Origin of the sequence: Methylobacter sp. (genome assembly GCF_036845245.1) — a bacterium.
GTDB lineage: Bacteria > Pseudomonadota > Gammaproteobacteria > Methylococcales > Methylomonadaceae > Methylobacter_A.
This window is the reverse complement of record NZ_DAIUEH010000004.1, coordinates 164,640-177,434: the sequence shown is the minus strand read 5'-3', so window position 1 is coordinate 177,434 and position 12,795 is coordinate 164,640. Positions and strand designations below refer to the sequence as shown.

Genomic DNA, 12,795 nt, shown 5'->3' with positions numbered 1-12,795 from the left:
CGCTTTGAGCGGTTCACATTTTCAAGCCTCCGGCTTTGCCGGAGGTTTTTGACTTGCGTCCCATTCCTGAATATGTGTCAATTACCGAAGCGTCTAAGTTATTAGGCGTGAATGAGGAATTCACCTATCAGCTAGTAAACCGTGGCTACCTTCATCATAAAATTGACTCCAGAAACGCCAAAGTAATTTTTCCCGATCATATAAGGCAGTTTAAACAAGACTATGTCATTTTATCCAAACTGTCGGAAGAGTCCGAAATCAGTTCAGCAAAAATTGTTGAAATCTTGGAGCTACTCGAAATATTTCCCGTTGACCACAATAACTCTTACAAGCTTAGGCAAAAGCTATATACCCGTGCTGATATTCTGAAGACAAGCTTACTTTATCGTTATGTTCAATATTTACCGGAGTAATTGGAAAAACTAAACCAATTCTGCATACAGTGAATGCGCAACATACTTGCCAGCGGCATCGGTTGGCGACCACGTCGCCCTGAAGTGGAGTAGGCTGGCTCAATTAAGGTAATCAATTTTGCTCAGGAACCGTTTGCTCCATTTCGTTCAGAAACACTTCTCTCCGGGTCAGGCGTTTTTTGTGGGTATATTCGAGATCAGCAAAACTGGTTTGATATGACATGTAGGCCATAGGCTTGTTTTGATTGAGGGGCAATATTATCCCATACCAAGGGGATTTAATCAGCCCTTCCCTAGTAATACTTTTCGGTATATGGGAGAATGTAAAAAATTAGCTCGATGCGAATTAAAGGGCAATGAGCTATGCATCGTCAACACTACCTTTTCGTGTAATTATGGCCAAAGGTGATCACCTCATTTCACTCGTTCGAGCTGGCGCTGTTGGCGATAAGGCTATGCTGCGCTCGACAGTTGAGGCGCTTATGGCGGACGAGCGTGCGAAGAGTCATCACATCTTGGCAGACCGACTTCAGCGCGCACTTCAAACTGTCTCGATCACACCGCCAGCATTAACTAATGTCCAACCGGTTCAAGGTAGTGGTCGCGATACAATTCTCGAGCTGACGCCACAGATACGATTTGAAGATTTGGTCTTAACCCTTCCTGCTTGTGCTGAAGGTAAGCAGCTTATTGAAGAACATATGAGGGCGGACGTTCTACGAGCACATGGTTATGAGCCTCGGCATAAGATTCTTTTATCTGGCCCTCCTGGTAACGGCAAAACATCTTATGCTGAAGCAGTTGCAGAAGCACTTGGCCTTCCTTTTTTTGTTGTTCGGTATGACGCGCTTATCGGCAGTTATCTTGGAGAAACAAACGCACGTCTTCGCAAGCTTTTTGATTATGTTCGAACGCAACCATGCGTTTTGTTTTTCGATGAATTTGATTCGATTGGCAAAGAGCGTGGCGATACACATGAGACTGGAGAAATTAAACGGGTTGTCTCATTCTTGTTGATGCAGATCGACCAATTGCCAAGTTATGTACTTACTATCGCGGCGACAAACCATGCGGAACTTTTGGATCGTGCGGTATGGAGACGCTTTCAGTTGAGATTGGCATTTCCATCTCCTCAAAAGAATGAGGTCGCTGCCTTTCTTGAGAGAATTATCGCATTCTGGCCAGAACAACCAAAGATTTCCGCTGTGACTTTAGCTGGTCGCCTCAACGTGACGTCTTATGCCGAAGCGCGTGATTTTTGCCAAAATGTTCGGCGGCGTCATATTTTAGGACTTGGCGAAATTACTATTGATTCTGTTATTAAAGCTGAACTCGATTTATGGGCTGCCCGTGTAAAACCAGAGGTGATGAATGCCGATCGACCCAACCAAACCAATCCTTCAGCTAAGCGTCGGCCATCCACAAGCGAGACAAACCGGAACACCACGAAACCCTCCAAAACCAGAGCCCTTTAGTCGCGACCATCAGAGGGCGGCATTTGGACCAAAGTTTGACCGACTAGCCTCGGTTCTGGAGCGTGACCAAAATGGCATTGAACTCCGAAACAATCCAAGTGCACTTGCGCCCGAGCGATTACTTGTATTCGAAGTGCGAGGATCAGTTCAAAATTTCATTTATGCAATCACAAAAATTCCTGGACTTGAATTTATTGATGAAGAAGAGCTTGAAAGCGACGAACAAGATATAGAACCAACCATTTATCTATTAGTCCCAGATGCACAAGCTCTAAACAACATTGCATCATTATGGCGTCGCTGGTCTCAAAACGAAGAATTAGGAATTGGATTTGCACCTTGGCGTGATGTATTTGCAACATTGAGAGATATACGACCTTGGGGGCCACAGGATCGCCTTCAAGCCAACGAGCGAGACATTATCGCCGAAGATGTTGCCCTCATGTCTGATGATGAGCTAATTCGGCTTGAAGTCGAGCTTGTTTTTAGGTCATCTGATGTGACGGCTAATGAAATGGAAGCGGATCTGAGTAACTCGATGGTAGCTGCTGGTGGTCGCATTATTAGTCGATGCCGAATTGCAGACATTGGGTATCATGCAGTTTTAGCTGAATTGCCTATTCCTTCAGTTCGAAGCATTATTGATATGTCGCCGGAAAGCATTGCGGGTCTTGATCCAGTAATGCACATACGACCACAAAGTATAGCGACGACAATTGAGGTTGGGGAAGCCGAAGATGCAACGACGGTGGAGCCATTATTGGTCACTGATCGTCCCCCAATACTGGCTTTGCTTGATGGTGTTCCTGTTGCCCAACATCCTTTGTTGTCTGGAGGATTGGTTGTTGAGGATCAATTCGATTTGGAGCCGCTCGCCCAAGTTACCGAACGCTATCATGGAACAGCGATGGCATCACTGATCATGCACGGAGATCGCAATAAGTCGGAGCCAAGGCTTGAACGCCGAATCCATGCAGTGCCAGTACTCGGTCTGTACGATGCGTTTCCTGATGATCGGCTAATTGTCGATATGATTTACCAAGCCGTATTCGCAATGCGCGGCGCAGACGAACCATCAGCGCCCGAGGTTTTGATCGTAAACCTGTCCCTTGGCAATGCGCGCAAACCATTTTATGGGCAGATGTCAGCATGGGCACGTTTAATTGATCGCCTCTCATACCGGTTTGGAATTCTTTTTGTTATAAGTGCGGGAAACCATAGCTTACTGCTTGATGTTCCGGGCTTTGCGAATTTCAGTCAATTCGAGGATGCCACGGGAACTCAACGAGCGCACAGAACATTGTTTGCGATAGGACAGTTGATAGCGGAGCGGCGTCTTCTCTCGCCTTCTGAGTCCGTGAACGGTGTGACCGTTGGAGCGGCCAATGTTGACGCTGTTTCTTCAGCAGATCGGATGGCTACACGAAGCGTCGATCCCTTTCAGAATCTTACGATTTCAAATCCATCAAGCGCGCTTGGACCAGGTTTCGCGAAGAGTGTAAAGCCAGATATCTTGATGCCGGGGGCAAAAGAGCACATGAGCTTTGTTGCAAGTGGCACTACACTGTCAATTAGATCAAGTGGTGCGGCTCGTGCTCATGGCCTTAAGGTGGCAGCTCCGCCACGCAGTGGCATTGGAAACTTTGAACACTTCACCTGCGGAACAAGCGCCGCCGCTGCTTTGGCATCCCGAACATGCCACCAGATACACGACGCGCTTGAATCGGCATACGGAGACTCCTTTAACTTACTAAGTCACACTCAACGCGCCACGCTGCTGAAAGCATTATTGGTCCATACAGCATCTTGGCCTCAGGCGGCTTCCGAATTGATCAAACAAATCTTGGGGCCAGATGACAACCGTCAGCATGTCCGCCAGAAGGACAACATCCGGCGATTTCTTGGATATGGCCTCGTTGATGCTGAAGCAGCCGTAGCATGTACCGAAGATCGCGCCACGTTTTGGGCTAGCGGCATACTGCCGAGAGAACAGGCAGTAAATATCCAAGTGCCCATCCCTATTTGTATCAATGGGCAAGCAAGGCCACACGCATTGCAAGCAACACTTGCCTGGTTCACACCTGTACTGCCAGGTCGTCAGAGTTACCGTGCTGTTCGGCTCAAGCTTATCGAGCCGGAAGAATTGACTTCATTACGTGTTGATGCAGCAAAAGCACAGCCAGACCAAAATCAAGGTAGGCGTGGAACAGTTTTTTCAAGGCGCTGGGAGGGGAGTCGAGCGCCAATAATAGGCGAAAATAACTTTATAACACTTACCGTCCAACGAGAGCCCGATCAGGGTACGATAATAGATGATCCTATCCCATTTGGGCTTGCTGTAACTTTCGCAATGCCCGGAGTTACGCAGATTTATGAAGAAGTGCAGGCTAGGCTTGCTATTACCCCAAGAGTGGTTGTTAGATAAGGTAAATAAGATTACGATGCTTTCATGTGCGCAGTAAATTGCTTGTTTTAGCACTGCTACCAGTCGCAATGCTAGCGATCCATACTGCATTGGTGGAAAACGGCGTCGAAGTTTTGCCAAATTTACACTAAAAAGAGCGTTAAAATTTTCCAAAATCAATTTCTATCTTATTGATAATAAGAGTATATGCATTTTTAATGGATGGCAAAGACACGTCGATTAGTGTAAAAAATTTAAAGCTGTTTTCCAACAACTCGCTTCCACACGGACGTTGAATGGCAGCTAGCTGGTGTGCAGCGGCCCTATATTTCAAGTCTTGAATGTCGTAATTTGGCCGAACTTGCTCTTTCGACGTCGAAAGAGCAAATCCGACATCGCAGTTACCTAATTTCAAATCAATAACAGTCGTTGAGGCTTATCGTCTATGCTCATATTTATCTTTGAGCCGTTAACTAAATAAAGGCAGCTATGCAGATCAGAGATCCAATAACTGAACTACACGACACGAAACTATACGGTCACCTACTGTCACTCGATCAGGAGTACGCAGACCGGATCACGACTTTTGTTCGTGAAGTCGCGCCGCTGATGGCAACAATCAAGGATCACTTTCCGTATTACACCCGTCATGACGCACATCACGGCTATCAGGTGGTGAGCAGGATCGTGCAGTGCCTGCTCACCTCATGTCTTGATCTCACGCGCCCGGAGGCCTTGAATGTTCAAGAGATATTTCTGCTGATTGCCGCAGCATACGCTCATGACCTAGGCATGACTGTCTTTCCGGGAGAGGAACAGGATTTGGCGAAAAAGCTGGGCCTGCCTCTTGAACCAGGCTGGCTTACCAACGAGGGTCTTCAACGCTACTTGCGGCAGAACCATTCGAGCCGAGGGGGCGAGTACATCGACAAGAATGCTGAACGGCTTGGCGTCCCCCGCAATCTTGTTGCCGCCTTGGACCTTCTGATGAAGGCGCATAACTACTCCATCCCCCAACTGGAGGGAGACCTGCAACGCCCGTTCGCGGCTGGTCAGAAAGAAAGCGATCTGGCTCAATTGGCCGTGATTGTGTGTGTTGCCGATGCCATCGAGTTCAGCGATACCCGTGTTATTGATGGCGTCCTTGACCGTGTTGGCACGGACGACAGCCGGGCTGCAAGAATCTCCTATGTCGAAAACATGAAGCATGTGTGCACAGGGGATAGCCTTGCAGTAACCGACGATGGACGCATCATTGTGAGCGGCACGTTCGCGGATGCAAATGTGCTGGCCCTTGCGCATCGTACCTTTGACCAAATGGAAGAGTGGATTCAGGGGTACAGCGATATTGACCACCGCTGCAAGCATCGGCGGCTTAAAGCAAGAGGGGAGTCCTTTCAGCGTGATCTTGTGTTCAGTGGCGGAAACTTTCAGCGCCTGGGTGTCAGGTTGAACAAGCGCAGCGTCATCGACCTTATTGCGTCGAATGCGATATGGCGTACTCATCAGGGCATCGCATTGCGCGAGCTTGTGCAGAACGCTGTGGAAGCCTGCCGCTATAGGGCGCATCACTCTGCCCCGTCAGACAAATATCAGCCGGAAGTCCGTGTTGTATTCGATAGGGAACACCATGCGGTAACGGTCAGTGATAACGGGTGCGGGATGTCTGAGCGCACGGTCCTCAATAATCTGCTGACCGTGGGCAGCAGCAGATCCCGCGAGGCCGCATACACGGAAAGCGACTATGCGCCGATAGCTCGGTTCGGCATCGGCTTTTGGTCTGTCTTCACAATCTCAGACGTAGCCACTGTGTCCACCGCTGCTTTTGAAGATTATAGGGGCCGACCAGGCGAAGCCCGGCGTGCGCGGGGCTTCGCGTTCGACGTTCAATTGACCGAGCTGAAAGACTTCACTGTCTTTACTCCGGTCGAGAGACCTTGCGGCACTACTATCACGTTGAAGCTCAAGCCCGAAGTGGTTATTGATGATGTCTACACGGCCTTGAAGGCACAATTGCTTTGTTCAATGATGCCTCTAACACTAGTTCTGGATGGGGTTGACGAAAACCTTGGGGCCGACGTACCTGATGTAAGCGAAGAGATTCTGTTCGGTGTGCGTCACCATACAGCGGAGGACCTCGGGATCAAGATTTTTCAATACAGGGGGGCAACATCACGAACCGAACTGGCTGTTGGGCTCGCGTACCGGATGGGAGATGGTCGAGCGACGTTTATGGCAAAGCCGGGAATACCCATGCTTAGCGTGATTAGTGGGATTCGGACGCAGCGATCAGCCGTGTGTGGCTTCTCGGTGCCCGTGCGAGTGACGTCTCTATGCATAGATTTATTCCGCGTTGGCCTCTGTAACGTGAATGCCCGGACGCCGCAGGGCTTCGAGTTCTCCATCGACAGGCAACAGCTCAACAGTAATGCAGCCGAGCAGGAGTATATAGATGATGCACGGCAACTCTTCCATGAGAGCTATCGTGCCTTTCTCAACGAAACTGATTCTTATCGTCCGGAGGCCATTCATGCCTTGCAAGAGGAAGCTGCTCTAAGCGGCGGCAATGTTTACGACCAATTTACAGGGGCTGAGCTAGCTACCGCCAAAGCAAGCTTTCCTGATCTTATTTGTGCCAAGCTCATCCCGGTCAATCCGGGCGTGCCATTCAGCACGGCAAAGGAAAGTGCTGAATTTCTAGATCTAAACGAGCTTTCCAATACAGATGGTCTGATTTTCTGTTTGCAGGCGACCCGTTCTCCAATGCGATACGAACCATCCATGCACTTGAACCTGGAGGACAGGGGGGCACTTGAGATTGCATATGCGCTGGCACAGAAAAACGCACAAGAGCATCCGGGCGAGCCCATCTATCTTGTGCAGCCGGATCGAACGTTCTCAATGCTATTCGATAACGATCCTTCTGCAAAGGCAAGCATACTGTCTCTCAATGGACAGCTTGATCTTTGCATGCTGAGTGTTCGACTGAGGGATGTAGACTATGAGAATCCCCCTGTGAAAATCATTTCAGATATTGGTGGCCCGTGGGCGGGGGCTCTCTACTGGCGGGAATTCCAGACACCTGACAATAAGCCCTACCTGTTCCTGGGAAGGTATCGCGTCCTAGTTAAGCCTGGCTCCCCACTAGAGACGCATCTCAAATCTCTTGTCGACGAAAAGAGATTTGCAACCGTTTCATCTATCATTAATCTGCTGAAGGAAGATGAGGCGGGACACAAGCCATCATCCTTAGAGAACATCCTATCGAACTCCTCATCCAAAAGCTGACATTCACTACTGACGTAATCGTATCGAAATCGATGGCCTGGTTTGTATCGGAACTAGTGGTGATTTTCAATCGGAATAGGTAGCGTGGTGGTAGGCTTGCTGGGATTTCATAAATTGTGAGATTTTGTTGGTTTTTTACCATTAATTATGAGATTTCTAGCTAAATATAAAATCCCATAATTAATGTAACCAATTGATCTTTTTATATTTTAATTTTTCATTAATTATGAGATATGATAAGTTTTATCAACTACTTTAATTAAACAGCACGTCATACCGGCAATTTCTGCTGGTATGACGTATTGGGAATTCTCGTTAACATAGGTTTATAGCAAATTCCAACGAGGGATAAGCGGCTTGGTTATTCAAAATTTAAGAACATAAAAACAATTCAAAATGAATCACGCCGCACACAATAAACTTGTCTCATTCATCTGGTCTATCGCCGACGATTGCTTGCGCGATGTCTATGTCCGCGGCAAATACCGTGATGTGATCCTGCCGATGGTAGTATTACGCCGCCTGGACACCTTGCTGGAACCCAGCAAAGCTAAAGTACTGGAAGAACTCGCGTTCCAAAAAAACGACATGGGCCTGATCGAACTCGACGATAACGGCTTGAAAGACGCTTCCGGCTATGTGTTTTACAACATCAGCAAATGGACGCTCAACCAGCTGTTCAAAACCGCGACGAACAACCAGCAAATCCTGCTGGCCAATGTCGAAGAATACCTGAACGGCTACAGCGCCAATGTCAAAGAGATTATCGACAAGTTCAACCTCAAGGCCCAAGTGCGCCACATGGCAGGCAAGGACGTTTTGCTGGACGTGCTGGAAAAATTCACCTCGCCGAATATCAACCTCACCCCGCATGAAGTGGAAGACCCGGACGGCAACCGCCTGCCCGCGCTTACCAACCTTGGAATGGGCTATGTGTTTGAAGAGCTGATCCGCAAATTCAACGAAGACAACAACGAAGAGGCAGGCGAGCATTTCACCCCCCGCGAAGTGATCGAGCTGATGACCCATCTTGTTTTCGACCCGGTTAAAAATAAGTTACCGCCGGTCATGACTATCTACGACCCGGCCTGCGGTTCCGGCGGCATGCTGACCGAATCGCAAAACTTCATCAAGGATGAGGAAGGCGCTATCCGCGCTACCGGCGACGTGTACTTGTACGGCAAGGAAATCAACGACGAGACCTACGCCATCTGTAAATCCGACATGATGATCAAGGGCAACAACCCGTCCAACATCCGAGTCGGCTCCACGTTGTCTGTCGATGAATTTGCAGGAACCCGTTTCGACTTCATGCTTTCCAATCCGCCTTACGGCAAAAGCTGGGCCGGAGAGCAGAAATACATCAAAGACGGCGGTGACGTGATCGACCCGCGCTTTCGGGTGACGTTGAAAGACTATTGGGGCAACCCGGAAACCGTCGATGCCACTCCGCGTTCCAGCGACGGCCAGCTGCTGTTCCTGATGGAAATGGTCAGCAAAATGAAAAGCCTGGACAACAGCCCGTACGGTTCGCGCATCACCTCGGTGCATAACGGTTCCAGCCTGTTTACCGGCGACGCAGGCAGCGGTGAAAGCAATATCCGCCGCCATATTATCGAAAACGACCTGCTCGAAGCGATTATCCAGTTGCCGAACAACCTGTTCTACAATACCGGCATCACCACCTATATCTGGCTGCTATCCAATAATAAAGCGCAGCCGCGCAAGGGTAAAGTCCAGCTGATCGATGCCAGCCAGCTTTACCGTAAGCTGCGCAAAAATCTCGGCAACAAAAACTGCGAATTCGCCCACGAGCATATCAGGGAAATCGTAGATACCTATCTGGCATTGGCAACCAAGGAACGCCAAGCCGATGATGTCGGTATTGCCGCCCAGGTTTTCAACAACAGCGATTTTGGTTACTACAAGGTTAACATCGAGCGGCCCGACCGCCGCAAGGCCCAGTTCAGTGCCGAACGTATCGAGACCCTGCGATTCGACAAGTCCTTGCGCGAGCCGATGCAATGGATCTACAGCCAATGGGGCGATGTCGTTTATCAGCCCGATACTTTGGCCGATCAGGAAAAGACCATTCTCGTCTGGTGCGAAGACCATGAGCTAAACTTGAACACTAAAAATCGGCAAAAATTGCTCAGCCCGAGTATCTGGAAAAAGCAGCTGGATCTGGTGCAAACTGCAAATACTTTGATGGCCGCGATGGGCGAAGCCGAGTCCAGCGATTTCAACCGGTTCAAGGAACAGGTGGATGAAGCCTTAAAAGCACAGGATATCAAACTGAGCGCCGGCGACAAAAATGCCATACTCAATGCCGTCAGCTGGTACGACGAAACCGCCGAAAAAGTCATCGCCCAAAAACTGAAACTCGGCGGCGACAAACTCGACCAACTGCTGCACCGTCTGGATTGCACCGGGCAGGAGCTGCCGGATTTCGGCTATTACCCGGCCGGTAAAAAAGGCGAATACCTGACTTATGAAACCAATACATATCTACGCGACAGCGAATCGATACCATTGGCAGGTCATATCCACCGCTATTTCCTGGCGGAAGTTAAACCGCATGTTGCCGAAGCCTGGATCAATCTCGACTCCGTAAAAATCGGTTACGAGATCAGTTTCAATAAATACTTCTACCGCCACAAGCCGCTGCGCAGCATGGAAGAAGTGGCCTGCGACATTATCGCGCTGGAACGACAGGCGGAAGGCTTGATTGCCGATATTTTGGGCATTGATGTAAACCAGATATAGGCGCCGCGCATGCAAGACTCCGGTAACTTAACACCATCAACGAATCAAGCCGTCACGGAAGACCTTGCGCCGTTGTTGACCCACATCGCCGCCGTCATCCAGCAATCCCGCCAGCAGGTGCAACAGGCGGTAAATAGCGCGATGGTGCAATGCTACTGGCAAATCAGCCGCTTGATTGTCGAGTATGAGCAACAGGGACAGGCCCGCACCGCTTACGGCAAACAACAATTGCAAGCGCTCTCGGAGCAATTGACGACGGAATTCGGCAAAGGCTTTGATGCCAGCAATTTGCGTAATATGCGGCGTTTTTACTTAACATTCCAAATTCAAGAGACAGTGTCTCTCAAATTGAGTTGGTCGCATTACAACCTATTGTCCAGAGTAGAAAACGATAAAGCACGTGCATGGTATCAACAGGAAGCCATTCAGCAATATTGGAGCGTGCGTGCACTGGAACGCCAAATCGACAAACTCTACTACGAACGTTTGCTGTCTAGTCAGAACAATGAGCCAGTTCGAGGCGAAGCGGCGCAAAAAATCGCTGAAGAAAACCGGCAGGAACAGCAATTGCGGCCTCACGATGTGCTGCGCGATCCCTATATCCTGGACTTTCTGAACCTGCCCAGCCGACAGCTTTTGGAATCCGACCTGGAACAGGGCCTGCTCGACAACCTGCAAGCGTTTTTGCTGGAGCTGGGCAAAGGCTTCGCGTTTGTCGCCCGGCAGCAGCGCATCCGCACCGAAGACCAGGACTTTTACATCGACCTGGTGTTTTACCATTTCAAACTGAAATGTTTTTTACTGATCGACCTGAAACTGGGCAAGCTGGCGCATCAGGACGTCGGCCAGATGGATAGCTATGTGCGCATCTACGACCGGCAGCAACGGGCTGCGGACGACAACCCGACCATCGGCCTGATCCTGTGCAGTCAAAAAAGCGAAGCGGTGGTGAAATATTCGGTGCTGACCGACAGCGAACAGCTGTTTGCGGCCAAATACCTGCCTTATCTGCCGAGCGAAGCCGAACTGAAACGCGAACTGGAGCTGGAACGGATTAAAGTGCAGGCGCAATTGCTGAACAAAACGGATGAGGCGGATGATGATTGAGCAACTGGTGGCGATGCCGAAATACGAGGCGTATAAGGATTCTGGCGTGGAATGGTTGGGGGAGATTCCGGAGCATTGGAGTGTTAAAAGAACAAAGTATCTTTTCAAGGAAATATATGAAAGGAGTAATAAGGGAACGGAGGAATTGTTATCTGTATCGCAATATACTGGTGTTACAAAAAAATCCGATAGAGTTGAAGAAGGAGACCTACTTACTAATGCGGCTTCTTTAGAAGGATATAAGAAGGTTTCAATTGGTGATCTTGTCAGCAATATCATGCTTGCATGGAACGGCAGTTTAGGTTTTTCCCCATTCAATGGAATCACAAGCCCAGCTTATTCTATTTACCGATTAAATGGTGGGGGTAGCGAGCGATATTTTCATTATTTATTAAGAACAGATTTATATAAGGCTGAATATAAACGGAAGTCATCTGGTGTTATTGAAAGTCGTCTACGGCTTTATACCGAAGATTTTTTTGATGTTTGGTGTTTACTGCCGTTACTTTCCGAGCAAACTGCTATCGCTGCCTTCCTTGATCAGAAGACCGCGCAGATCGATCAGGCCGTAGCGATCAAGGAAAAACAGATTGCCCTGCTCAAAGAGCGTAAACAAATCCTGATTCAAAACACCGTCACCCGAGGCCTGAACCTTGGCGCTCCTATGCGCGACTCCGGCGTGGAGTGGATTGGCGAGATACCGCAGCATTGGCAAGTCAAAAGGCTCCGCTTGATTGGAAATACTCAAAATGGTATCAGTGCTGGTGCTGACTATTTTGGTTCTGGCTATCCATTTGTTAGTTATGGAGATGTTTACAATAACCGAGAATTACCAATAGCAGTAAAAGGGTTAGCAAAATCCTCTGATAATGATAGAAAACAGTATTCAATTGAGAAAGGTGATGTGCTTTTTACGAGAACCTCTGAAACTATTGAGGAAATAGGCTTTGCATCTGTATGCATGAAGACCATTTTGAATTCGACGTTTTCAGGATTTTTAATTCGATTTAGGCCTAAAACAGGGGAACTATTTGAAGGTTTTTCTAAATATTATTTCAATGCTCCTATGCTTAGGCTGTATTTTGTTAAAGAAATGAACCTCGTAATACGGGCTTCATTAAGTCAAGAGTTGCTTAAGAGCTTGCCAGTTTTGCTCCCACCATTTTATGAGCAAAAAAATATTTATGACCACATCGAAACCGAGTCCGCCAAAATCGACCAAGCCATTTCGATACAACAACAGCAAATCGACAAACTGAAAGAATACAAAGCCACCCTTATCAACAGCGCGGTGACCGGCAAGATCTTTGTTAATTATTAATTTTTATCGTTCCCACGTTCC

Annotated in this window: 7 protein-coding genes; all 7 read left to right on the top strand. The window is 48.5% G+C overall.

What is annotated here, in order from left to right; all coding sequences use genetic code 11:
• Positions 1-53: 53 nt before the first annotated feature.
• The 7 genes from V7051_RS03570 (at position 54) to V7051_RS03535 (ending at position 12,774) form a co-directional block, all read left to right on the top strand.
• Positions 54-413 carry a hypothetical protein gene (locus V7051_RS03570; protein ID WP_333873519.1) on the top strand — a complete coding sequence of 120 codons (360 nt, stop codon included), beginning with the start codon at positions 54-56 and terminating at the stop codon, positions 411-413.
• A gap of 356 nt (positions 414-769) precedes the next feature.
• Positions 770-1,888 (top strand): AAA family ATPase, encoded by a 1,119-nt coding sequence (locus tag V7051_RS03560; RefSeq protein ID WP_333873518.1) that lies wholly within the window; start codon positions 770-772, stop codon positions 1,886-1,888.
• Positions 1,785-4,313 carry a S8 family peptidase gene (locus tag V7051_RS03555; RefSeq protein WP_333873517.1) on the top strand — a complete coding sequence of 843 codons (2,529 nt, stop codon included), beginning with the start codon at positions 1,785-1,787 and terminating at the stop codon, positions 4,311-4,313. The genes V7051_RS03560 and V7051_RS03555 overlap by 104 nt, the downstream gene beginning before the upstream one ends.
• A 468-nt stretch (positions 4,314-4,781) precedes the next feature.
• Entirely contained in the window at positions 4,782-7,580 is a 2,799-nt protein-coding gene (locus tag V7051_RS03550) for an HD domain-containing protein (protein ID WP_333873516.1), read from the top strand.
• 396 nt (positions 7,581-7,976) lie between these two features.
• Positions 7,977-10,346 carry a type I restriction-modification system subunit M gene (locus tag V7051_RS03545; protein ID WP_333873515.1) on the top strand — a complete coding sequence of 790 codons (2,370 nt, stop codon included), beginning with the start codon at positions 7,977-7,979 and terminating at the stop codon, positions 10,344-10,346.
• 9 nt (positions 10,347-10,355) lie between these two features.
• Positions 10,356-11,453, top strand: a complete 1,098-nt coding sequence (locus V7051_RS03540) for a PDDEXK nuclease domain-containing protein (RefSeq protein ID WP_333873514.1) — start codon at positions 10,356-10,358, stop codon at positions 11,451-11,453.
• Positions 11,443-12,774: a restriction endonuclease subunit S gene (locus V7051_RS03535; RefSeq protein WP_333873513.1), complete on the top strand. Its 1,332-nt coding sequence runs from the start codon at positions 11,443-11,445 to the stop codon at positions 12,772-12,774. Before V7051_RS03540 ends, V7051_RS03535 begins: the two co-directional genes overlap by 11 nt.
• The last annotated feature ends 21 nt before the right edge of the window (positions 12,775-12,795 follow it).